Source organism: Microbacterium sp. 05T445, from assembly GCF_056395865.1.
The window spans coordinates 939,878-962,880 of record NZ_JBFTKJ010000001.1 but is presented as its reverse complement, the minus strand read 5'-3'; the positions used below and the strand labels follow the sequence as shown (position 1 = coordinate 962,880).

Genomic DNA, 23,003 nt, shown 5'->3' with positions numbered 1-23,003 from the left:
CCCCACGTGATCCGGAGAGCTCATCGCCCGCGCCTCACAGTGGATCCTCGCCGGGGCTCCCCTCATCGAGCGCCGGTCCTCCGTCGCCTTCTCCACGCCACCGCGCTGAAGACCAGTCCCGCGACCACCAGGGCAACACCGGCAGGGGTCGGATCGGAACCGCCGAAGCCAGTGCCCGGGAGAGCGCCCTGGGTCGGCTCGGAGGGTCCGGGCGTCGCACTCGGCGTCACTCCAGGCGTGACAGGGACGTCGTCGTTGGTCACGGTGCAGGTCGTGTCTGTCCCTCGAGAGATGCTGACGGTGTCTCCGACCACCTCGAGGGGATTCCCCTCCGCGTCGACGCAGCTCCACCCCTCGCTCGCGTAGCCCTGAGGACCCGACTCCGACAGCACGTACGCGCCAGGCAGGACATGGACGCCGGTGACTTGCGACGACCCGGCGGCGCCGCCGACCGGAGTCGGCCCCTGCGCCGCGAGCCGGAAGTCCGACGGCTCAGCGGTACCGTCGTTGTCGTTGACGAGGACCTTCACGAGGGACAACATGGTCGGGCACGTCACCGAGTTGGTCACCACAAGGTGCCTGAAGGGGAGGCCTGCTGCCGTGGTGAACGGCAGCGGGTCCGTCGCGGGTATGTTGTCGACGGACGTGACAGTCGCAGCGTCGAGGGTGCACCCCTCGGGCACCCCCGCATCCTCATCCACCTCCACTGCCTCCGCGACGTCGTACCCTTCGCGGGGCTCAGCCCACGGCTGCGGCGACGCAGCGGATCCACTGGGACCGGTGAGGCTCAGTGCGGCTGTGAACCCCTCGGGCTGCGTCCCCTCTGCGAAGCTCTCTCCGTCGATCACCCACACCTTGTCGACGACGATCCCGGCCGAAGCCCTGTTGTACATCGTGCAGGAGACGTGGCCGGTGGCCGGAACATCGACCGTGAACCCTGGATCGGCCGGGTCCTCGACGTTGACGACAGTCACTGGATCGCCCGTGGACGTGTCGACGCACACCGCGTTCTGACCGTTCGGCGCGACAAGGGTGTAGCCCTGTTGCTGTGATTCGGTGACCGATACGTCCGCCGTGGGCACGCCGGCAGGGTACCCGACCTCGAAGCTGACGCCCCCGGTTTTGTCGCCGGATGTGGTCGCCGTGCCTGGTTGGACCGTGGCGCCCTGGACGTCGGTTGTCGCGGTGAACTGCCAGCCGGCGCCGGCCAGCGTGGCACCGGTGATGTCGTCGCCGTTGTTGCGGGCCGGAACGATGCTCTTGAAGACGCTGATGGAGCCCGCGCACTGCGAGAGCACCAAGTTGCGCAATGCGTCACCCGCCTCCGCGTAGTCGCCGGCATCCAGGTAGTCCGCGTCGAGAATGTTCGTTCCGTCGAAGAAGGTGGGGCCGGAGAGCGCTCGCAGGTTCAACCGAGTCACGTCGTCCACCCCGGTGCCCACGCCGACTGCGATCAGTCGGGTGCCCTCGGCCTTGACCGCGTTTGCCGAGTAGATGCCGTTCTCGACGTCGCGAAAGTGTGTGGTGCCGCCGCTGCCGAGCATGGGATCGGCGCTGAAGCGGGTGGGGTTGCCGTCGGTGATCACGACCGTGACCTCATAATGGGGCGCTGCCTCGGCAACCGCCCAGATCCCGCGGTCCCAGTTCGTGCCACTACCTGTGGTCCAGTTCCCGTAGAGAGCCTTGAAGCTGTCGGCGTCTGTCTGGGTCGAGACATTCATGAGGTCGGGGTGGTTCTCTCCGACGCTGGAGCTGGGTGATTGACCGTCGAACGAGAACACCGCCATCCGCGAGGGAGTGCCGACAAGGGCGTCGGCGAATGTGTCGGCGGCTGCCTTCAGCTGGACCAGTTCGCTCGAACTGACGGATGCCGACAGGTCGAGAACGAGCGCAACGTCCAGGCCGCATTGCGCAGGCAGCGCCGGGTTCATGCGGGACTGCTGCCACACGCCCTCGGAGTCTGTGAGAGGGGTGCTGCTGGATGCGCTTCCGAACATGAAGTCGCTCGTCGAGCGATAGGTCGCGCCACCGCTGAGCGACGGTGTCTGAAAGACGTACGGCTGATCCACAGACCCCGAACCTGACCCCGCTCCGGTCCTCAGCGACGGATTCGCGAACCACCCGGCGGGCACATCGAGCTGACGTACCCACAACCGGGCACCGGCCCAGGCTCCGCCGACGCCGGTGTCGGGGATGACGAAGTTGCAGTCGCCGTCAGCGTCAGAGACGCAAACTCCCCACCCTGGATCAACCGGTTCGGCCGCGTCGGCCGTAGCGAACAAGCCGAGCGTCACACCGGAGAGAGGCGCCACCGTGCGAGTGCCGGTACGGTCGCCGCCCACTGCCACCGTGACCACCGACTGGTCGGCGGCAGGAGCGGGAACCGCGGCGGGAATCACGGCGGGCCCAGCGGGGTGAACCACGCCGGCGTTTGCCACGGCACCGCCCGAGCCCAACCCGGCCAGCGTGAGCGCCATCACCGCGCTCACCCGCAGGGCAACTCCCCGCGAAGTTCTCGTACGCACCGCCGCCCCCTCACCGGCCCGTCTCAGCGAGTCGACCACTTCAGGGTTGCACAACACTCTCGTCGACGTCGAGGGCGCAGCGGAGACCCGCCCAGAGGCCAGCGTTCTGACGGTCCACACGCCTCATCGAGGTCATCGAGGCTCGCGCGGTCGACGCAGACGCTCTCGCCCACTTCGACTCACCCCATCACCGCCCGTGCGCCGCATCCGCAGCCGGCGATGCGCCCGCACAGGCGCGGCCTGGGGCTCGGGTCCGAATCACGAGCACTGGGCGATCAAGCCGAAGTGAGGATGGCAGCCACCCGGCCCGCGTCCGAGATGCGCGGGCAGCGCTCGCGTCGGGAACAGTCCCGAGACGCCCAGGCCACGAATGTGCGGGCGGGGTGGCTGTCACCTCGATGGGTTGTTGATCGGTCAGCGTGAAATGGCCGTTCTCTGCGGGGGCGAGCGCTCGGATGCCCGTGGGATGCAGTCCGTCCACTGCGCGCGGATTCTCGTCGTGAGCGCACGATGCGAACGCGCGCCAACGGTTTCGTGACGTTCACGGTGCGCGACCTCCGTCGCGGACGGCGCGTCTGCCCACGCGGCAGAGACGATCGCCTCGAACTGGGCGTCGACCAGTGCGTCGACGGTGCAGACCAGATCGATGAACTGCGCGTCCAGGCCCGGGTCGATCGTGCTGCCGGTTGCGGGTGTGTCGATCATGACCGCCCCTGGACTCAGGCTCGAATGGCCTGCATCTGCTCGCTCTTGCCGCTGGTGACGGCGATCTTGCGCGGCTTCGCTTCCTCGGCGACGGGAATCTGCAGCGCAAGCACGCCGTCGTCGTAGCGGGCGCTGATGTTCCCGGTGTCGAGATTGTCGCCCAGCACCAGTTGGCGACTGAAGATCCCTCGCGGGCGTTCCGCGGCGATGAGCTCCGCGTCGATCGGGCGGATGGATCGCTCTGCCCGAACGGTGACCACGTTGCGTTCGACATCCAGGTCGATCGAACTCGGATCGACACCGGGAAGATCGAACTCTACGTGGAAGGTCTCCCCATCCCTCCAGGCGTCCATCGGCATGACCGATGGACGGGCCAGGGTTCCCTCGCTTCCGAACATCTGCTGGGTGAGCCGGTCCAGTTCGCGGAACGGATCAGTGCGCATCAGCATCGTGTCCACCTCCATGTCGTCTCATGTTGATGCTCTCTGCGGCGCAGACCGCACTAGCAGATCTGTGCCATGCGCTATAGATTTCTTATAGCACTACGAACAGATAGATGCAACAGAAAGATCGATGAAGGGGCGGACGCCATGAAGGATGCCGGACTCGGGGTGTACGGCATCTCGGTCGCCGCGGAGCTGGTGGGGATGGGCGTGCAGAACCTGCGAGCCTACGAAACGCGAGGGCTGCTGGTGCCTGCCCGGACAGAGGGAGGCACCCGCCGGTACAGTGCTGACGATCTGGATCGGCTGATACGCATCCGCGACCTGCTCGCGGATGGCCTCAACCTTGCCGGCATCGCCCTCGTCTTGGACCTCCAAGACGAGAACGGTCGACTGCGCGGGCAGATCGCCGATCAGTCCAGTCGCTCCGAAGCCACACTTCCTTCCGTGCCGTAGATCCGAGCCTCTCCACCAGGCGGCGCGGTGCGTCGTGGGGCGGCCAGGGTACGGGTACGCCGCTCAGCGCTTCTCGGTCTTCGTCCCGCAAGCGGAGCGGCGCTGTTGCTCTGGCGTCGTCGCTGACGCGGGGCAGCTCGGCCGGTGTTCGTCAACCCCCGCGCAGAAACCCGAGTCGGGACGTAGCGTCCACAGCATGACTGATCATGAGCAGCACAACACAGACGGAGTCGCGGACGAGGATGCCGACGCCGATACGGCGTCTGGTGGTGCCCCTGAGCCGCACGATCCCACCGACGAGAACGGCAAGCCTGTCGACAACCCCTCTGGAGGCTGACCATGTCCAAGCCCATCGTCCTGATCATTCTGCTGGGAGTGGCCGCCGTCGCGTATGTGGTCGGAGCGAAGGCCGGCAGCAAGCGGTTCCGAGAGATCAGCGGGATCGCGAAAGACGTCTGGAACGACCCCGGCGTGGCGAAGGTCCGCGACCGCGCTTACCGCAGGATCGAGTCGACCGCCAAGCGGGTGGCGAAGAAGATCTGAGCCGCGCGGACGTCGACCGCGTAGCGATCTCGTCCCGTTTTGCCGACAGACTGTCGGCAAAACCATGTATCCTGTCCTCTCGTGACGACCGGTACAGACCGATTCCATCGCCTCCGTTGGTGGGGCCTCGCCGCGATCTCGCTGGGCGTGGCGCTGATCATCATGGACGCGACCATCGTCGCGGTCGCGATGCCGAACATCATCTCGGCGCTCGATCTCAGCACGACGCAGGTGCAGTGGGTGCAGGAGGTCTACACCCTCGTGTTCGCCGCTCTGCTCATGGTGTGGGGAACCATGAGCGATCGGATCGGCCGGCGAAGGCTGCTGATCATCGGACTCGTCACCTTCACGGGGGCGAGCCTCCTGTGCGCGTTCGCGCCGACGGGTATGTGGCTCATCGCGGCGCGCGCCGTTCAGGGGGTCGGTGGGTCGATGATCCTCCCGACCACTCTCGCGCTGTTGAACGCCACCTTCCGGGGGAGTGAGCGCAGCATCGCCTTCGCTGTCTGGGGGTCCACGATCGGCTCGATGGCGGCGGTCGGGCCGGTCCTGGGCGGCTGGCTCACGACGGCCTTCTCCTGGCAGTGGGCGTTCTGGATCAATCTGCCGTTCGGCGTCCTGGTCGTGATCGGCGTGCTGATCTGCATCCCCGAGTCCCGCCAGCGCGAGGCGGGACGCTTCACCGACTGGGTCGGAGCGGCAGCCTCCATCCTCGGCTTCGGCATGCTGGTGTTCGCGCTGATCGAAGGCCGGGCGTACGGATGGTGGGAGGCCGCGGAATCTGCTCCGGTCAGCGTCGGCGAGTTCAGCATCATCCCGGTCCTGTTCCTGCTCTCCATCGTGGTGCTCGGAGTACTGGTCCTCCGAGAGCGATCGCGGGTCGCGGCGGGCAAGTCGGTGTTGCTGGATGTGACCCTGTTCCGCATCCCCTCGTTCAGCAACGGCAATGTCACAGCCCTCGCCGTCTCTCTCGGCGAGTTCGGGTTGATCCTGTCGCTCCCGCTGTGGTTCCAGTACGTGCTCGGCATGGACGCGCTCCAGGCCGGCCTCGCGCTCCTTCCGCTCGCGGTGGGGTCGTTCGTGGCGAGTGGATCCGTGCACGCGCTGTCTCGGCGCCTCACTGCGGTGCAGATGGTGCGTCTCGGCATCCTTCTGGAGATGGTCTCGCTCGCGGTGATGGCGATCCTCATCCGTCCCGACTCGACGCTCTGGGTCACCGGCGTGCCCCTGTTCTTCTACGGAATGGGCGTCGGGCTGGCGACCGCGCAGCTGACTCAGCTGATCCTCGTCGACGTGCCGGTCGACAAGTCCGGGCAGGCCTCGTCGACCCAGTCGACGGCCCGCCAGGTCGGCTCGGCCCTCGGCATCGCCATCCTGGGAACCGCGTTGTTCACAACGCTGCGAGTGGGGACGGAGGCCCGTCTGAGCGAACAGATCGCCACGAACCCCGACGTCGATCAACTCGTGGCCGGGGTCTCCGATTCGGCCGGTGCACTCATCGCCGAGCTTGCGCCGAACCCCGCGACCGCCGCGATCGCGGACGCAGCCCGGGAGGCGCTCACCCAGGGCGTGTCGGTCGCCGCGTGGGTGGCGATCGTCGCCCTCGGGGTGGGGCTGCTCACCACCCGCTCGCTCGGACTACGCGCGCCGGAGCTGACAGGCCATGGACGCGAGTCGATCGCAAGCGGGAATTAAGGCGACACAGTGTCGGTAAGATGGCGTTGTGGAAATTCTCAAGAACGTCGTCCTTGCCCTGCACATCATCGGAGTCGCCGCACTTCTCGGAGGTGTGCTGTATCAGGTCGGGGCGATGCGCGCGGGCAAGGCTCGCATCCTTCCCGCGATGATGCACGGCGCCTGGACGATGCTGATCACCGGGATCCTGCTCGTCGGGCTGCAGTACCCGCTGGGTCACGACGTCAACAACGCGAAGATCGCCGTCAAGCTCGGCGTGCTCGTCGCGATCATCGTGATCGCTCTGGTCAACCGCAGACGCGAAGCGGTGAACGCGTGGGTGCTGCCCGTGATCGGCGGCCTGACGGTGGTCAACATCCTTCTGGCCACCGTCTGGAGGTAGACCGCGCGGAGGGGTGATAGGGCGCCCTCCTACGGGCGTGATCTTTCGGGTGCGGCGCCGCGACCGAGGATAATGACGGCATGCCCAAGATCTCCGCGCCGACCGTGGCAGAGCATCGCGCGACGCAACGCGCTGCGCTCATTCGCGCCGGCGAGGCGGTACTGCTCGAATCGGGGCTCGCGGGAGTGATACCTGGGGCCGTGTGCGAACGCGCCGGGATGTCGCGCTCCAGCTTCTACGACTACTTCGCCACAAAGGATGACCTCCTCGTCGCGATCGCCATCGACGCGATCGAACGGTGGGATGCGGAGATCGAGCACGCGTTGTCCACGGTGGAGCCTGGGCTGGCGCAGTTGCGCAGACTCGTCGACGCGACGATGGCCATGACGGCAGAGGGCAAGCACGAAATCGCCGGTGCTCTCCGTGAGGCGGATCTCAACCCGAGTCGCTACGAGGACCTGATGGTGCTGCACGACGCGCTGCTGCGTCCGCTCGTGCGGATCGTCGCCGACTTGGGGCTGGCCACGTCACGATCCGCGGCGACGCTGGCGCAGGGCGTGCTGGGAGCGGGGGTTCAACTCGTCTCTCACGGCATGGACCACCGCGCCGTCGCCGACGACGTCTTCCGCCTGCTCAGCCGGGGCTTGACCGTCTGACCGCTGGGACGCGCGCGCACCCCGGTTCACCGCACGAGCTGGTCGCGACGGCGGATGAGGTACGCCCGCTCGGCGGGGTTGCCGGCGAGGTGGATCGCCCTGTCGTACGCGGCCCGCGATTCGCCGCTCCGCCCCACCCGCCGCAGGAGGTCGGCGCGGGCGGCGTGATAGGCGTGGTACCCGTCCAGGGTCTTGCCGAGCCGGTCGATCTCGGCGAGCGCGACGTCTGGGCCGTCCACCTCGGCGACGGCGATCGCGCGGTTCAGCCGCACGATCGGAGAGGGATCGAGCGCGATCAGGCGGTCGTAGAGCGCCACGATCTGCGACCAGTCGGTGTCGCGTGAGGACGGGGCATCCGTATGCACCGCGTTGATCGCAGCCAGCAGCTGATACCGCCCCGGCGGCTCCGCGCCGGCGGCGACCGCGGCGATCCGCTCGCGCACCAGGGCGTGACCCTCGGCGATCAGCTCCTGGTTCCACGCGCCGCGGTCCTGCTCGTCGAGGGTCACGAGCTCGCCGGTCTGCGACACGCGTGCGGTGCGTCGCGCGTCGGCGAGGAGCATGAGGGCGAGAAGGCCGGTCGCCTCGCCCTCATCGGGGAGCAGCTCGCGCAGCAGGCGACCGAGGCGGATCGCCTCCTCGGTCAGGTCTGCGCGCAGCGGATCGTCGCCGGCGGTGGCCAGGTACCCCTCGTTGAAGATGAGGTAGACCACCGCGAGCACGCCGGCCAGCCGTTCCCGGATGTCGGTGGCCGACGGCACCCGGTAGGGGACGTGCGCCGCCTTGATCTTCGCCTTCGCGCGAGTGATGCGCTGCGCCATGGTGGTCTCCGGCACGAGGAAGGCGTGCGCGATCTCCGCCACGGTGAGCCCACCGAGAAGGCGCAGCGTCAACGCCACCCTGGCCTCCATGGCGAGGGCGGGGTGGCAGCATGTGAAGACGAGCCGGAGCCGGTCGTCCTCGACGGGCCCGGTCGGCTCGGGAGGGGTGTCGTCGGACAGCATGTGGGCCGCCTGATGCTTGACGTCGCGTCGGGACTCGCGGCGCAACCGGTCGATCGCCTTGCGCGTCGCGGTCGTCGTGAGCCAGGCGCCGGGGTTCGGCGGCACGCCGTCGCGCGGCCACCGCTCCACCGCGGCGACGAACGCCTCGGCTGCGGCATCCTCAGCGAGGTCGAGGTCGCCGAAGCGGCGGGCGAGGCCGGCGACCACCCGCGCCCATTCATCACGGTGGGCGCGGGTGATGGCCTTCTCGGCAGGCGAGTCCGTCACGACTCCCGGAGAGCGTCGGCGGATGCCTCGGACTGTGCGGCGTCGACGCTGCCCACGGGCATGTCTCGTGCCACGTCACGCGCTCTCGGGCGCGGCGTGCCGTTCGATGATCTCCGTCATGCCCGAAGGGAAGCGGTGCACTTCCTGGGGCCAGTCCAGCGAGACCGCCAGGCGTCCAGCCCAGTAGCGGGCGGCTTCGTCATCCGCCACCTCCACGACGGTGAACCCGCCGAGGTGCTCCTTCGTCTCGACGAACGGCCCGTCGGTGAAGACCGGCTGGCCGTCCTTGCTCACGACGCTGAAGATCGCGGTCGAGGCATCGATGCCGCCTTCCGCGAAGAGGAAGACGCCGGCCGCCTCCATGTCTTCCATGACGGCTCGGGATGCCTCGCTCTTGCTGCGCAGCTCGTCAGCGGTGTGCGCAGGCACCCACTCGTCGTTGAATGCGATCAGGTACTTCGGCACTTTCGTCTCCTCTGCTCGGGACGGGAGCCATGTCGTGGCTCCTCGGTCGCGGCGACCCGGAATGGGGCCGCACACCTCATCCACGAACGGCGACGCTCGAATACGACACTATCCCCGGAGGAAATCCGATGGACCCCGCGGAGTGCACCCGGCGTGGCCCCTATGGTGGGCACCGTGACGAACCAGGACGTCGCCCGGGCGTATGGGCTACGAGCGGCCGAGTACGTCGAACTCTTCGGAACGATCGACGCGGCACACCCGGACGACCGGCAGCTGATCGGCGAGTGGTCGAGCACCCTGAACGGGCCCGTGCTCGACGTGGGGTCGGGCCCCGGGCAGTGGACCGACTTCCTGGTCAGGAGCGGCGCACCCGCCGAGGGGATCGAGATGGTGCCCGAGTTCCTGGCTCACGCGCGGTCCCGGTTCCCGACCGTGCCGTTCCGGCCGGGTCGGCTGCCCGTGCTCGACATCCCGGATGCCTACGCGTCGGGAATCCTCGCGTGGTACTCGCTCATCCACACCGCGCCCGACGAGATGCCGGCTGCGCTGGCCGAGCTCGCACGCGTGACGCGAGCCGGCGGGAGCATTCTCGTCGGCTTCTTCGAGGCACAGCGCATCGAAGCTTTCCCGCACGCCGTCGTGACGGCCTACTACTGGCCGACCGAGGAACTCATCCGCCGGCTGACCGATGCCGGCTTCACGACGTCGGGGGGATGGTCCCGGCGAGAACCCGGTGTGCGACATCAGGCGGCGGTCATCGCCCACCGGCGCGGGCGCTGACCGGAGCCCGCGCACGCGGTCCCGAGCCGACCGGTGTGCTGCGCTCTGCCAACCTTCCGAGCTTTCTCCGCCACTCTTCGCGCTCGCGGCCGCGATCGTCGTCGCGGCGCGTTCGCGTGGGCGAGACTCCTCAGTAGGCCCGATCGCAAAGGAACCTCGATGATCACCGTCCACCTTCGCTACGAGATCGATCCCGACAAGCTCGACGACTTCACCGAGTACGGCAGGGAGTGGATCCGACTGGTCGACAAGCTCGGCGGCACACACCACGGCTATTTCATGCCCAGCGAGGGCGACAGCGACGAGGCGTTCGCGTTGTTCACCTTTCCGTCACTGGCCGCGTACGAGGCCTACCGGAACGCCTCGAAGACGGATCCGGAGTGCCAAGCGGCGTTCGAGCTCGCGCGCACGACCGGCTGCATCCGTCGTTACGAGCGCCGGTTCCTCTCGCCGGTGTTCTCCTAGCGATGGTCACCGCGCGATGCCGGAGACGGTGATCGCGCCATCCTCGATCATGAACCGCAGCGTCGAGCCGTCCACCGTGCGCTCCACGGTGGCGCGCGTCACGCCCAGCGAATCGCAGGCGATCTCGCCCCAGCCGTTGTGGTCAGCCGCGCGGATGAGGATGCAGTCGCCGTCTCCGTCGGCCAGGGGAGCGGTCCACGGCTCGATCCCGGCGACGCTCTGAAAGCCCTGGATCATGTCGGCGTCGATCCCCTGATCCTCGAGCCACGCGTACGAGCCGAGCAGACTCTTCACCGTCAGGCACGGGTCGAGCTCCAGGATCAGATGCTCGCCCGGGGCGGGTGGCGTTGCTTCGAGGAGCGACGCGCGGGGGAAGTCGGAAGGCTCGCACCACTCGGGCGGCATCGTATGTGTGGGGCCGGGCGACGGATCCGAGCCGGCGGGCACCTCATCAGAGATGTTCGCGGGCGACGCCGAGGCGGCGATGACCTCCGCGCCGGTCCCCGCAGAGCAGCCCGTGAGCACCGCGATCACGACTGCCGCGCCGACGCCGGCGAACGCGATCGTCGTCGCTCCCCATCCGCGTCGATCCGGTCCTGCCATGGTCGGTCTCCCCATCGGCCGCGTGGTGAAACCCGACAACCCCATGCGCCGGGCCCACAACTGACAGAAGCATGCCAGTCGGCACAACGCCCCACAATGGGGCCGAGCGACGACATGAGGATGCCGGGGCGGCGACCGCCCCGGCATCCCGATGCCGGCTCGCTGCGATCAGCCCGAGAACACCCCCAATTCCCGGATCGAGTAGCCGTAGTTCGTCGTGCGCTCGGTGCACAGCACCCGGACGTAGCGGGCGCTCGTGGCCGGGAACGCGGCGGTGTCGAGACCGCCGTCGCCCGTCGTCGTGGACCAGACGGTGCGCCAGGTCTGCGCGTCGTCCGACACCTGCACCTCGTACGCCTTGGCCGCAGCCTTCTCCCAGTTCACCGTCACCCGCGAGAGCGGCACCGATGAGCCCAGGTCCACGCGCAGCCACTGCGGCGACGTGCCCCAGTTGCCGCTGGCCCACCGGGTGTCGGTGCGTCCGTCGACGGCGCGACCGGCGGCGAAGCTCGTGAACACGCTGAACTCGTTCGAGCTCGACGACGCCGGCGCGCCCGTGGCGAGGTTGACCGAGCTCTCGTGGGACCTCGTCGCCTCCCACGTCTGCAGGTAGGACTCGGCGCCCGACATCAGGTCGTCGACGAGCTCCTGCCCGCCTCCCGCGAGCCGCAGCTGCTCGATGTAGTCGGGGGTGAGCCCGGTGTGCGCGAACCCGTCGGTGTTGATGTCGAACGTGCGCTGACCGCTCACCTGCCGGTCGACGACGGTGCTGCCGTCCACAGCCGTGAACGGGTACTGCACGGCGACCGGTGCGGTCCCGCCGGCCGGGTGGCTGCCGACGCCGTTGAAGTCCAGCCCGAAGCCGTACCCCTTGCCGTACTGGTCGCGCAGCGCCGCGTCGTCCCGCCACTCCTGCAGGAAGCCCGCGGCGGCGTGCGGATACCCGGTCTTGAAACCGCCCAGCCGGTAGACGCGCTCGGTCCAGGTGTCGTCCATCCAGCTGTGGCTGGAGAGCACACCCGGGTAGTCCTCGGCCTCGAGCACGTCCAGCGCACGCCCGGCGGCCTTCACGCTCATGTGGTCGAGCTCGACCATCATGTTCCGCGCCATCATCGCCCGCAGTGCGTACTCGCCGAGCGAGGTCAGCCCGCGCTTGTTGCACTGGGCGCCGCTCGGATAGGTGGGCGGGTCGACGTCGGGCAGCCCCTCGGGCACCGGCGCGTTGCCGATGGGGTTGTCGTGCGCCGCTCCGGTGCACGCCTCGGTCTGCCACCAGGTGCCGGTCGAGTAGAACTGGCCGACGTTGATGATGGTGCCCTGGGTGCCCGTGTCGAAGCGCACTCCGCACAGGGCGTTGTCGAACTTGTGGCAGAGGAACATGCTGCTGATGCCCAGCTGCGCGAACTCGTCGAGCCCCCGGTCGATATCCGCCTTCGAGCACTGGGCGACGTCCATGATCATCTTGCAGCCGAACGGCTCGGACATCTCGACGCCGAGCACGACGGCGAGCTTGCCCTGCTGGATGACCTCGCGCGCCTGCGCGGGCGTGGTGACGATGCGGAAGAAGCCCTTCCCCGCACCTCCGTAGAGGCTGTCGATGTAGGCCTCCATCTCGCGCGCCTTCTGCGCCTCGAGACGGATCGCGCCCATCTCATCGCACGGGCGGTCCTTCGCCATGATGGGCAGCGAGCAGATCACCCCGTTGGTCACGAGGTCGTTCACGAGGATGCGCTGACCCGAGCGCCAGGCCCGCTCGATCCAGGCGTAGTACGAGGCCTGGTGGCTCATCGACGTCGTCTTCGGCCAGTCCGCGAAGGTCGGCCAGCCGACGGGGTCGTGCGTGCCGTCGGGGTCGCTCGTGAGGTTCTCGAAGATCGCCAGGCGCCCGTCGGGGTAGTGGTCGGGGCAGTCCTTGAGGGCGTCGGCCACGCCGTTCGGCGAGAACGGCGCACCGCAGATGAGGCGTCCGCCGAAGCCCTCGTTCGAGTTCAGGTGGGTGTGCGAGTCGATGAAGCCGCGGACGGGCTGTCCCGGTGCCGACGTGAACGGGGCACCCTCGACGTCGAGCTCGACATCCTCGGCAGGGCGGTTCGGAGCATCCCACCAGTCGGATGCCTCGGCAGCGGCGGGGGCGGCGGCCCACGACGCTGTGGCGGGGCCGAAGGGCACCACTGCGACGGCGGCCAGCACGGCCACGGCCGTCGTCGCGAGTGCGGTGCGGAGCGACGGTGTTCGCCGTCGTCTCGTACGGACAGCAGGGGAAGTCTGGGGAACACGACGCCACATATGAGCCTCCTTGCTCGGTTGCCTGGAGCGTAATGTGGGACGAATGTCCAGGTCAACCGACCCAGTAGGATGCCGCGCGGCGGCTCACGAGGTCGGTGGCACGTCCTCCGGGAGGTGGTCCGGGGTGGTCTCCGCGAGACTGGCGACGGCGCGCGCCGCGGCCATCACCGCCTCCTCGATGCCTTCGTCGTCGCGATTGACCAGCCAGTTGAGCGTCAGCCCGTCGGTGAGCGCGACGAGCAGTCGTGCGACGGTGGGCAGCGGGACGCTCCAGCGGACACCGGAGTGCTCGGCGGCGAGCGTCAGCGACGCCAGGGCGATCCGTGTGTACTGGGCATACTGCTCCTGAGCGAGGGCCGGGCGCGTGCGCAGCGCGTGCTGGGTGAGTTCGAGCATGGCCTGTTCATGCGTAGGGTCGGCGCGAAGGTGGTCCACGTAGCCCATCAGGGCGTCGGCGATCAGCTCGGTGAGCGTCTTGTCGAGGTCGGTGGGGACGACCGCCTTCTCCTCGCCGGCGAGCACCTCGACGATCAGGCGATCGATGAGCGCGTCGCGCGACTCGAACGCGTAGTGGAAGCTCGCCAGCGACATGCCCGCTTCCGCGACGATCGCCCTCGTCGAGGCCTCGTGGAGGCCGCGTGCGGCGATCACGCGCAATGCAGCAGCCGCGAGGGCTTTGCGGCGGACTTCGACGGGGGTTCTGGCCATGGTTCCTCCCTAGCACGTTCTGCGCGTCCGGCGGTTGATCTCGGGGGGACGTCACGTCTATGCTGACCCAGAAGTGGGACACTTGCCCCACTTCGGACATCCCCCCCGCACGTCGACGCAGACGGCCGTACCTCGGCCCGGCTTCCCGTGCACCGAGGCGACGAGAAGGCCCTCCAATGACGACGACGACAGCGACCACCACCCGGGCGTGGGAGAACTGGGGCCGCACCGTCCGCGCGCATCCGCGCTCGGTGGTCGCCCCGACCTCGGCCGAGGAGGTGCGCGACGCGGTGCGGGAGGCGGCCGCGGCCGGTCGTCGAGTGAAGGCGGTGGGGGCGGGGCACAGCTTCACCGCGATCGCCCAGGCAGACGACATCCTCATGACCCTCGATGGGGTGAGCGGACTTCTCGCGGTCGACCGGGACGCCCGCGCGGTGACGCTCGGCGCGGGGACGCGGCTGCACGCGATCCCGGCACTCCTGGCGCCCTACGGCCTCGCGATGGAGAACCTGGGCGACATCGATACACAGTCGATCGCGGGGGCGGTCTCCACAGGCACGCACGGCACGGGTGCGGGCTTCCGGGGGATCGCCGCGCAGATCATCGGGGTGGTTCTGGTCACCGGGCGGGGCGAGCTGCTTCGCGTGGACGAGCACCACAGCCCCGAACTGCTGCCTGCGGTGGCGCTCGGCCTGGGCGCACTGGGGATCCTCGTCGAGGTCACGATCCGCTGCGTGGACGCGTTCGATCTGCGGGCGAGCGAGAAGACCGAACCGCTCGAGGCCGTGCTCGAGTCGCTCGACGAGCGGGTGAGCGGCAGCGACCATTTCGAGTTCTTCTGGTTCCCGCACACGGACCTGGCCTTGACGAAGTCGAACACCCGGGTCGCGGCAGGCGACGGGCGCGCGCCGATCCCCGCGGTGCGGCGCTGGTTCGACGAGACGCTCATGGCCAACGGGGTGTTCCGTGCGACCTCGGCGATCGGCCGCGTCGCGCCGGGCGGCGTGCCTGCGATGAACCGTGCGGCCGCGCGTCTGTCGGGCAGCCGGTCGTTCTCGGACGTCTCCTCGAGCGTGTTCGCCACGCGACGCACCGTGCGCTTCACCGAGATGGAGTACGCCATTCCCGCGGACCAGGTCGTGGACGCCTTCGCGGAGGTGCAGGCGGTGATCGCGGAAGAGGGATGGCGCATCTCGTTCCCCGTCGAGGTGCGCTTCGCGGCGGCGGACGACCTGTGGATGTCGACCGCGTATCAGCGCGCCTCCGCCTACATCGCGGTGCATCGCGTGGCCGGCGAGGACCCCGAGTCGTACTTCCGCGCCGTCGAGCAGATCATGCGGGCCCGAGGAGGAAGGCCGCACTGGGGCAAGATGCACTGGCGCGAGGCCGCCGATCTGGCGGGGGTGTATCCGCGATTCGGGGGCTTCGTCGATCTTCGAGCCGACCTCGATCCCGAAGGAGTCTTCGCCAACGACTACCTCCTGCGCGTGCTCGGCGCCTGACCTGCACGCGGTCGCTCTCACGGCACAGCGATCGAGCTCGGTGGTCGCCGCGCCGCGGAGCGGCGTATCCGCCGCCCCGCGGATTCGGGCGGCTATTGCTTCATCATCGCGACCGCGAACTTGTGGTCGTCGTCGATGAGGTGGGAATGGTCGTCGTCGCCGAGGTCGATGCGCACCCAGTCGATCGCGCCGGTGAATGCGTTGCCCTGCGCGGCGTAGTCGGTGGAGACCGGCGACGCGAGGTCGCAGCCGACGTCGACGGTCTCGTCGAAGGTGAACTGGAACGGAATGGTCTTCTCGATCCGGCCCTCGCCGATCCGGTGATCACCAGCGAAGAGCGTCACGGTGCCGCCCTTGCCCAGCCCTCCGCCGTCGTACTGGAAGTGGGCCCGCACCTCCTGGGGTCCCGACGGCACCGTCTCGTCCGAACGCACGATGTCCACGCTGATGCCCAGCAGGTTGTACGCGAATGCGAGCTTTCCGGCGGTCGCGTAGAACGACCAGCCGCCGTAGGCGCCGCCCTGGGCGATGAGCACGCCATCGGCTCCGGCATCCGGGATCGTCACCTTCGCCGTGACGGTCCACGACTTGTTCTTGATGTTGATCGTGGTGTTCTCGCTCAGTCGCCGCATGCCGGGGTAGAACTTCTGCGAGTCGCCCAGCGAGAGGACGGGACGCCCCGCGAGGTCGGGGTTGAACCGCTCGGCGGTGCGGATGTCGAGCGGCAGCACGTTGAACCGCGCCGCCTGGATGAGGAAGAGCTGCTGCAGGTGGGCGAGCTTCGCGGGCTCCTGCTCGGCGAGGTCGTTGGACTGGGTCCAGTCCTCGTCGACGTTGTAGAGCTCCCAGCGGTCCTCGTCGAGCCCGTGGTCGGAGCCGAGCCACGGGTCCTTGTGCTTCGCGACGGCCGTCCAGCCCTTGTGGTAGATCGCGCGGTTGCCGACCATCTCGAAGTACTGGGTGACGTGGCGCTCCTCGGCATCGGCATCGGCGAACGTGTAATTCATCGCGGTGCCCTCGTACGGGCGCTGCGTCACGCCGTTGACACTCGTCGGCTCCGGGATGCCGGCCGCCTCGAGGACGGTCGGCGCGACGTCGATGACGTGGGCGAACTGATTGCGGATCCCGCCCTTCTCCACCCCGCCGTTGGGCCAGCTCACGATCGTGCCGTTGCGGGTTCCGCCCCAGTGGCTCGCGACCTGCTTCGTCCATTGATAGGGCGTGTCCATCGCGTGCGCCCAGCCCACCGCGTAGTGGTTGTACGAGCGCGGGGTGCCGATGTCGTCGATGTGGTCTGCGACGTACTGCTCGGTCTCGATCTCGTTCATGTGGTTGATCGTGAAGCCCTCGTTCGTCGTGCCGTGCATCGACCCCTCGGCGCTCGCGCCGTTGTCGCCGATGATGACGTAGACGAGCGTGTCGTCGAGGATGCCGAGCTCCTCGTACGCGTCCAGCAGGCGCCCAACGTGGTGGTCGGCGTAGGCGAGGAAGCCCGCGTAGACCTCCATCTGCCGTGCGAGTGCGGGCTTGATGAGGTCGCTCATCTCATCCCACGCGGGGATGCCGGGGCTGCGCTCGGTGAGCACGGCATCGGCGGGGATGACACCGAGCTCGAGCTGGCGCGCGAAGGTCTCTTTGCGGACCTCGTCCCAGCCCTGATCGAACCGACCCTTGTACTTGTCGGCCCACTCCGCGGGAACGTGGTGCGGGGCGTGGGTGGCGCCCGGAGCGAAGTAGGTGAAGGCGGGCACGTCGGGCGCCAGCATCTTCTGCTCCCGCGTCCATGCGATCGCCTTGTCGGTCATGTCGCCCATGAAGTGGTACCCCTGCTCGGGCGTGCCCCACGGCTCGACCGGCGTGGTGTTCTCGTAGATCGCGGGGTACCACTGGTTGGTCTCGCCGCCGATGAATCCGTAGAAGTACTCGAACCCGTTGCCCGGCGTCGGCCAGCCGTCGAACGGGCCGATCGCACTCGCCTGCCACACCGGGACCTCGTGGCACTTGCCGAACTGGGCGGTGTTGTACCCGTTCAGCTTGAGTGTCTCGGCGAGCGGCGCGCAGTTGTTCGGGCGCACGGAGCTGTAGCCGGGGGCGGATGTCGCGATCTCGGTGATGCCGCCCATGCCGACGGTGTGGTGGTTGCGACCGCTCAGCAGGGCAGCGCGCGTGGGGGAGCAGAGGGCCGTCGTGTGGAACCGCGTGTACTTGAGGCCGGCCGCGGCGACGCGCTCGAAGTTCGGCGTCTGCACCGGCCCGCCGAAGGCGCTCGACGCCCCGAACCCGGTGTCGTCGATGAGGATGACGAGCACGTTGGGCGCGCCCTGCGGCGGGCGCACCGGGGTGATCGGCGGGTAGTGGGTGTCGGGGTCGGTGGCGTCGTACGTCACAGTCCCCGTGTACGCCAGATCGGGGATCGGCAGACTGGAACGCTGAAGCTCATCGGACATGCAAATCTCCCAACTCCCGGCGGCGCGTTCGCGCGCGCCCGGTCGCCAGCCTAGGGGGATCCCCGAAAGGGACGCCGCGCGCGCCCGTCGACGGGCAGACGCTTCGGCGCATCGTTCGCGAGTCTGGCGGCTCCTCGACGGGTGCGATGAGATGGCACGGTGAACACTCCCACGCTCGCGATCAAGATCGCCGCGCTGTTCGGCCGGCCGATCGCGGTGTCGACGCGGCCCGCCGCGTTCGACGACACGGGCGGCATCCGCATCGCCGCCGATCGCCGCGACCAGCTGCCGCGGGCGCGCGGACTGCGATCGAGGAACGGCGTCGAGTACGCCCGCCGGACGCGGCCCGACGGTTCGCTCCGCCGGCTGCGGCTGGACCTGGTCCGCCCGGAGGCCGCCGGGCCGCTGCCGCTGGTGGTGTACCTCCCCGGTGGCGGCTTCGTGCGCGCGATCCGGCTCGGGGGCAGGCGCCTGCGCCGGCGCGTCGCCGAGGCGGGCTACGTCGTCGCGAGCGTCGAGTACCGGACGACGATGGATGCCGCCACCTACGTCGACGGCATGTCCGACGTGCGGGCGGCGATCGACCATCTGCGCAGGCATGCCGACGAGTACGGCATCGACCCGGGGCGCATCGCGCTGTGGGGCGAGTCGGCGGGCGGCTACCTCGCCGCCATGGTCGGCGTCGGCGCGGATGGCACCGACGATCCGGCGATCCTCGCGGTCGTCGACATGTTCGGCGCCTCGGCGCTGGACCGGGTCGCCGAGGGGTTCGACGATGCCATGGTCGCGAAGGTCGCGGAGCCGGGCGACTCGATCGCCCGCTACGCGCAGGGACCCGACGCCCGCCACGTCGACGACGACGAGGCGCGACTCCGCGCCGCCGATCCGGTGTCCCACGTCTCGGCCGCGGCCCCGGCATTCCTGCTGTTCCACGGCAGCGACGACCGGATCGTCTCGCCGGTGCAGACCGGCATCCTGCATCGCGCGCTGCGTGCGGCCGGCGCCGACAGCACATGGTGCATCGTCGACGGCGCGGGTCACGGCGAGATCGCGGTGAAGCCGGGGGAGGAGAAGGACTGGACGACCGTGCCGATGATGAAGCGGGTCACCGACTTCCTCGAAAGGACGGTCCGCGAACGACCGCTGCCGAGCGTTCCCGCGGGTCCCGTCGAACCGTGATCGCGCGCCCGGCGTCGCGGAGCCGGCGCGTCCCGGTCAGTCCGCGCGGCGACCGTACACGCTCGTGGCGCAGCCGAAGAAGTGTCGCCGCGTGGTGACTCGCAGCGCGCCGTGCGCCGTGAAGGCGTCGACGGAGCGGCGGCCGTCGCCGTAGGCGGCGAGGTAGCGGTGCAGCATCCGGTACTCCGTCGGATCGGACAGGAGCAGGATGCCGGCCACCGGCACGATGCAGCGGAGGTAGAGCCGGTATGCGGCCCGCAGCAGGCGGGACGGCGGTTCGGTGACGTCGACGAAGACGAAGGATCCGCCGGGCCGGAGGACGCGCGCGACCTCGTCGGCCAGCCGCTCGGACTGCGCCGCGTCGAACGTCTTCAGCCCGTACGCGCTCACGACGACGTCGATCGATCCGTCGGCGATCGACGTGCGCAGCGCGTCCTCGCAGAGGACCGCCACGTCGCCGTCGTGCGCCGCGCGGTTGCGGGCGTCGGCCTGCGCCGACATCCCCTCCGAGAAGTCGACGGCGGTGATCCGAGCTCCGGGGAAGCGCCGCACGATCTCGGACCAGGTCTCGCCCCGGCCGCTCATGAGGTCGAGGACCCTCACCGGCGTGGGCGCGCGATCGACCAGCGCGAGTGCCTGTCGTCGCCAGAGGGCGGAGAAGCCGAGCGACATCACCAGGTTCATGCGGTCGTAGGACGCCGCCATCCGGTCGAACAGCCGCCGCACCTCGCCCTGGTCGTACAGCGCGTCGTCGCGTGAGACGGCGAGGCACCCGGCGACCGCGCGAGCGGCGGTGACGGCGGTCATGCGCTCGCCCCGTGGGCGATGTCGACGAGCGCGGCCTCGAGGTCGGGGTGCGTGAAGGGGAAGCCGGCATCGAGGAGGGATGCCGGCAGCACCCACCGGCTCTTCAGCACCAGCTCGGGCTCGGTGCGCAGGGCCCACATGGCCGGCTCCAGCATCCATCGCCTCGCCGGCAGGCCGACGGGTGCCCCGACGACGCGCCGCAGGGTGCGCATCAGCGTGCGGTTGTCGGCAGGATGCGGCGAGGCGACGTTGATCGGGCCGGCGAGCTCGCCGTGATCGCGGATGAACCGGATGGCGGCGACCGCGTCGTCGAGGTGCACCCAGCTGAACCTCTGGCGACCGCCGGTACGGTGCCAGGGAGCGCGGTCGGGGCCGGTGGGATGGTCGCCGATCCCGCGATACCGGCGGTGCGGCGGGCACCACCCGTCGAACTGCGTCCCGCCCAGCCCACCGCGGGCGAGTGTCAGCAGCATCCGTGTCGCCGGCCCGTCGCCCAGCACGATCGCCATGCGCAGCGCGGCACGACGCGTGCCGGGAAGCGTGCCGGCGAAGAACTCGCGTTCCCACGAGGTCGCGACGTCGACCGAGAACCCGGCGCCGATCTCGCCGTCGGCCTCGGTCTGGGGCCGGTCCATGGCGTGGCGGTAGATGGTCGCCGTCGAGGCGTTCAGCCACACGCGCGGCGGATGCGTCGCACCAGCGACCGCCTCGCGGAGCATGCGGGTCGTGTCGATCCGGGAGTCGAGGATCGTCCTGCGGTTGCGGTCGGTGTAGCGACGGTTGACGGATGCGCCGGCGAGGTTGACGAGGACGTCCGCACCATCCACGACCCGCTGCACGCCGTCGGCATCGGCCCAGCGGATCGGCCCGTCGCGGCCGATGAGGCGCAGCTCGTAGCCGTCCGCCGCGAACGCATCGGCGACCGCGCGACCGACGAACCCGGAGCCGCCGGCGATCACCGCGACCGGGTGATTCTCACTCATGCCGCGACAGTACCACCTTTTTGAACATGTTCAGAAATGGATCGACGACGCCGGAGCCCGCTGTCGGAGGCACGGTCTACGCTCGCTCCATGTCCACGCTCGACGATCTGCGGCGCACCGCGAACGTGCTGCCCGGCAGCGAGGAGCGGGCGATGACGGGCGGCGCCGCGTGGTTCGTGCGCGGCAAGCTCTACGCCTGGGAGTGCCACCCCTGGCCGAGCATCCCGGACGATATGAGGGCGATCATCGCCTCCGAGCTCGTGGTCGGGGTCAAAGTCGCCGACGCCATCGATGCGCTCGCCCTCCGGGAGATGGCGCCCGACGTCTTCCTGCGTGCGACCACGAGCTGGGGAGAGCCCAAGGTCGCGTTCCGGATGGCCGGTGTCGACGACGAGCACCTCGCCGAACTGGTGACCGAGGCCTGGCGCACGCAGGCTCCGAAGTACCTGCGCCGGGCGTTCGACGACGGCGTCGACGGGGCGGCGATCCGGCCGGCCTGAGGCGCCGGATCACCGGCGCAGCGTCACGCCGCAACAAAATCATTCTGAACCCTATGTATTCGGGGTCGCGGGTGTTAGCGTCCCTCTGTCCTTCCCACAACCCGAACGACAGGGATGCAATGACGCATAACCACATCGAGACGGACACGTCTCTTCAGCGCGCGGTCGAATACGAGGAGCACGCGCTCCAATCCGGCGGCGTCTCCAAGCCCGGATCGACCCTCATGGCGGTCGCCGGCAGCGCTCCGGCGTACTCGATCGCCGCCAGCACCGCGCTGCTGATCGGCGCCGCAGGCGTCGGCGCCCCGGCCGCCCTGCTGTGGTGCGGCATCCCGATGCTCGGCATCGCCTTCGCCTTCAGCTACCTCGCGCGCGTCGACAGCCACGCCGGCGCCTCCTTCTCGTGGGTCGCGCGCGGACTGCACCCGCTGCTGGGCTTCTTCGCCGGCTGGGCGGTGGTGATCTCGGCGACGATCTTCATGGTCGCCGGCGCGCTGCCGGCGGGTGCCATGACGGTGTCGCTGTTCGCCCCCGAGCAGGCCGACAACACCCTGCTGGTCACGATCGTCGGCGCCGGCTGGTTCCTCGTCATGGCGGCCGCGGTGATCTTCGGCGTGCACACCACCGAGCGCGCGCAGTGGATCATGTCGGTCATCGAGGTCGGTATCCTCGTCGTGTTCGCGGCGATCGCGATCCCGCGGGCGATCGCGACCGTCCACCCGGGCGAGGCGTTCTCGTGGGACTGGTTCGGCTTCGGCCACCTCACCAGCGCGGGCGTCTTCGTCTCGGCCGCGCTCATCGCCGCCTTCTACTACTGGGGCTGGGACGTCACGGCCAACCTCGGTGAGGAGACGAAGAACGCGCACAAGACGACCGGCCTCGCCGGCATCCTCGGCATCATCATCGTGTTCATCCTGTTCGAGATCTACACGTCCCTGACGCTCGTGATGCTCCCGGGCGCGACCATCGAGGAGAACGCCGCGAACGTGCTCGGCGTGCTCGGCGACGCGATCATGCCGGGCATCGGCGGCAAGATCCTCATCGTGGCGGTCGCGCTGTCGACCATCGCGACGCTCGAGACCACGCTCGTCCAGGTCAGCCGCACGCTGTTCGCGATGGGCCGCTCGCGCGTCATCCCGTTCTCGTTCGGCCGCATCAACCGCCGCTGGAAGACGCCGGTGTTCGCGACCCTCGTGGTGGTCGTCGTGTCGCTGCTGCTGTTCGTGCTCGCGAACGTGTTCGGCGACAGTGTCGGCCAGATCCTCGGCTGGGCGATCTCGTCGATCGGCCTGCAGATCGCGTTCTACTATTCGCTGGCCGGGTTCGCGGTCGTGATCGGGTTCCGCAAGGTGCTCTTCAGATCCGTCAAGAACTTCCTGCTGATCGGCCTGTGGCCCTTCGCGGGGGCCGTGTTCATGCTCTACATCTTCGTGATGGCGATCCCGAACAACGAGCTCGCGGTGAACATCCTCGGCCTGGGACTCATCGTGGTCGGCGTGATCCCGCTGGCGCTGTTCTACCGCAAGGCGAAGGAGACGTACTTCACGCGTCGCCCGCTGGAGGTCCCCGAGGACTTCAAGGCGTAGCATCCGCTCGTTCCGA

Annotated in this window: 23 protein-coding genes; 12 read left to right on the top strand and 11 right to left on the bottom strand. The window is 69.0% G+C overall.

What is annotated here, in order from left to right; genetic code table 11:
* Positions 1–62: 62 nt before the first annotated feature.
* The 3 genes from AC1DDU_RS04725 to AC1DDU_RS04715 all read right to left on the bottom strand — a co-directional run bounded on the left by AC1DDU_RS04725 (position 63) and on the right by AC1DDU_RS04715 (position 3,679).
* Positions 63–2,477: a hypothetical protein gene (locus tag AC1DDU_RS04725; protein ID WP_477431616.1), complete on the bottom strand. Its 2,415-nt coding sequence runs from the start codon at positions 2,475–2,477 to the stop codon at positions 63–65.
* A gap of 462 nt (positions 2,478–2,939) precedes the next feature.
* Positions 2,940–3,230, bottom strand: coding sequence for a hypothetical protein (locus AC1DDU_RS04720; RefSeq protein ID WP_477431614.1), 291 nt, complete (start codon positions 3,228–3,230; stop codon positions 2,940–2,942).
* 14 nt (positions 3,231–3,244) lie between these two features.
* A complete protein-coding gene (locus AC1DDU_RS04715) occupies positions 3,245–3,679 on the bottom strand; it encodes an Hsp20/alpha crystallin family protein (RefSeq protein ID WP_477433420.1) in 435 nt (144 codons plus the stop codon).
* A 141-nt stretch (positions 3,680–3,820) separates the two neighbouring features.
* On the opposite strand from AC1DDU_RS04715, the gene AC1DDU_RS04710 reads away from it, so the two are divergent.
* The 6 genes from AC1DDU_RS04710 (at position 3,821) to AC1DDU_RS04685 (ending at position 7,405) form a co-directional block, all read left to right on the top strand.
* Entirely contained in the window at positions 3,821–4,129 is a 309-nt protein-coding gene (locus AC1DDU_RS04710) for a MerR family transcriptional regulator (protein WP_477431612.1), read from the top strand.
* 196 nt (positions 4,130–4,325) lie between these two features.
* Positions 4,326–4,466 (top strand): hypothetical protein, encoded by a 141-nt coding sequence (locus AC1DDU_RS04705; RefSeq protein WP_477431610.1) that lies wholly within the window; start codon positions 4,326–4,328, stop codon positions 4,464–4,466.
* Positions 4,467–4,468: 2 nt separating this feature from the next.
* Positions 4,469–4,672: a hypothetical protein gene (locus AC1DDU_RS04700; protein ID WP_477431608.1), complete on the top strand. Its 204-nt coding sequence runs from the start codon at positions 4,469–4,471 to the stop codon at positions 4,670–4,672.
* Positions 4,673–4,753: 81 nt separating this feature from the next.
* Positions 4,754–6,367, top strand: a complete 1,614-nt coding sequence (locus tag AC1DDU_RS04695; protein ID WP_477431606.1) for an MFS transporter — start codon at positions 4,754–4,756, stop codon at positions 6,365–6,367.
* Between the two features lie 28 nt (positions 6,368–6,395).
* A complete protein-coding gene (locus AC1DDU_RS04690; RefSeq protein WP_477431604.1) occupies positions 6,396–6,749 on the top strand; it encodes a hypothetical protein in 354 nt (117 codons plus the stop codon).
* An 80-nt stretch (positions 6,750–6,829) separates the two neighbouring features.
* Positions 6,830–7,405 carry a TetR/AcrR family transcriptional regulator gene (locus AC1DDU_RS04685; RefSeq protein WP_477431602.1) on the top strand — a complete coding sequence of 192 codons (576 nt, stop codon included), beginning with the start codon at positions 6,830–6,832 and terminating at the stop codon, positions 7,403–7,405.
* A 26-nt stretch (positions 7,406–7,431) separates the two neighbouring features.
* Here AC1DDU_RS04685 and AC1DDU_RS04680 read toward each other — a convergent pair whose 3' ends face one another.
* Positions 7,432–8,676: an RNA polymerase sigma factor gene (locus AC1DDU_RS04680; RefSeq protein WP_477431600.1), complete on the bottom strand. Its 1,245-nt coding sequence runs from the start codon at positions 8,674–8,676 to the stop codon at positions 7,432–7,434.
* A gap of 75 nt (positions 8,677–8,751) precedes the next feature.
* Entirely contained in the window at positions 8,752–9,141 is a 390-nt protein-coding gene (locus tag AC1DDU_RS04675) for a YciI family protein (RefSeq protein ID WP_477431598.1), read from the bottom strand.
* A gap of 174 nt (positions 9,142–9,315) precedes the next feature.
* On the opposite strand from AC1DDU_RS04675, the gene AC1DDU_RS04670 reads away from it, so the two are divergent.
* Together AC1DDU_RS04670 and AC1DDU_RS04665 are read left to right on the top strand one after the other, a co-directional pair.
* Positions 9,316–9,921, top strand: coding sequence for a class I SAM-dependent methyltransferase (locus AC1DDU_RS04670; protein ID WP_477431596.1), 606 nt, complete (start codon positions 9,316–9,318; stop codon positions 9,919–9,921).
* A 159-nt stretch (positions 9,922–10,080) separates the two neighbouring features.
* Positions 10,081–10,386, top strand: coding sequence for an NIPSNAP family protein (locus tag AC1DDU_RS04665; RefSeq protein ID WP_477431594.1), 306 nt, complete (start codon positions 10,081–10,083; stop codon positions 10,384–10,386).
* 6 nt (positions 10,387–10,392) lie between these two features.
* Here the strand turns inward: AC1DDU_RS04665 and AC1DDU_RS04660 are convergent, their stop codons facing one another.
* The 3 genes from AC1DDU_RS04660 to AC1DDU_RS04650 all read right to left on the bottom strand — a co-directional run bounded on the left by AC1DDU_RS04660 (position 10,393) and on the right by AC1DDU_RS04650 (position 13,983).
* On the bottom strand, positions 10,393–10,989 hold the full coding sequence (locus tag AC1DDU_RS04660; RefSeq protein WP_477431592.1) for a hypothetical protein: 597 nt from the start codon (positions 10,987–10,989) through the stop codon (positions 10,393–10,395).
* A 168-nt stretch (positions 10,990–11,157) separates the two neighbouring features.
* Positions 11,158–13,185, bottom strand: a complete 2,028-nt coding sequence (locus AC1DDU_RS04655; RefSeq protein WP_477431590.1) for a galactose-binding domain-containing protein — start codon at positions 13,183–13,185, stop codon at positions 11,158–11,160.
* Positions 13,186–13,359: 174 nt separating this feature from the next.
* Entirely contained in the window at positions 13,360–13,983 is a 624-nt protein-coding gene (locus AC1DDU_RS04650) for a TetR/AcrR family transcriptional regulator (protein WP_477431588.1), read from the bottom strand.
* Between the two features lie 176 nt (positions 13,984–14,159).
* Between AC1DDU_RS04650 and AC1DDU_RS04645 the strand changes: the two genes are divergently transcribed.
* Positions 14,160–15,485 carry a D-arabinono-1,4-lactone oxidase gene (locus AC1DDU_RS04645; protein WP_477431586.1) on the top strand — a complete coding sequence of 442 codons (1,326 nt, stop codon included), beginning with the start codon at positions 14,160–14,162 and terminating at the stop codon, positions 15,483–15,485.
* Between the two features lie 92 nt (positions 15,486–15,577).
* Here AC1DDU_RS04645 and AC1DDU_RS04640 read toward each other — a convergent pair whose 3' ends face one another.
* On the bottom strand, positions 15,578–17,932 hold the full coding sequence (locus AC1DDU_RS04640; protein ID WP_477431584.1) for a sulfatase-like hydrolase/transferase: 2,355 nt from the start codon (positions 17,930–17,932) through the stop codon (positions 15,578–15,580).
* Between the two features lie 159 nt (positions 17,933–18,091).
* Between AC1DDU_RS04640 and AC1DDU_RS04635 the strand changes: the two genes are divergently transcribed.
* Positions 18,092–19,111, top strand: coding sequence for an alpha/beta hydrolase fold domain-containing protein (locus tag AC1DDU_RS04635; RefSeq protein WP_477431582.1), 1,020 nt, complete (start codon positions 18,092–18,094; stop codon positions 19,109–19,111).
* Positions 19,112–19,147: 36 nt separating this feature from the next.
* Here AC1DDU_RS04635 and AC1DDU_RS04630 read toward each other — a convergent pair whose 3' ends face one another.
* Positions 19,148–19,918 carry a class I SAM-dependent methyltransferase gene (locus tag AC1DDU_RS04630; RefSeq protein ID WP_477431580.1) on the bottom strand — a complete coding sequence of 257 codons (771 nt, stop codon included), beginning with the start codon at positions 19,916–19,918 and terminating at the stop codon, positions 19,148–19,150.
* A complete protein-coding gene (locus AC1DDU_RS04625) occupies positions 19,915–20,901 on the bottom strand; it encodes an epimerase (RefSeq protein ID WP_477431579.1) in 987 nt (328 codons plus the stop codon). Before AC1DDU_RS04625 ends, AC1DDU_RS04630 begins: the two co-directional genes overlap by 4 nt.
* A gap of 89 nt (positions 20,902–20,990) precedes the next feature.
* Here AC1DDU_RS04625 and AC1DDU_RS04620 point away from each other — a divergent pair, with 89 nt between their 5' ends.
* Together AC1DDU_RS04620 and AC1DDU_RS04615 are read left to right on the top strand one after the other, a co-directional pair.
* Positions 20,991–21,401, top strand: a complete 411-nt coding sequence (locus tag AC1DDU_RS04620; RefSeq protein ID WP_477431577.1) for an MmcQ/YjbR family DNA-binding protein — start codon at positions 20,991–20,993, stop codon at positions 21,399–21,401.
* 119 nt (positions 21,402–21,520) lie between these two features.
* Positions 21,521–22,987, top strand: a complete 1,467-nt coding sequence (locus AC1DDU_RS04615; RefSeq protein WP_477431575.1) for an APC family permease — start codon at positions 21,521–21,523, stop codon at positions 22,985–22,987.
* Positions 22,988–23,003: the final 16 nt, after the last annotated feature.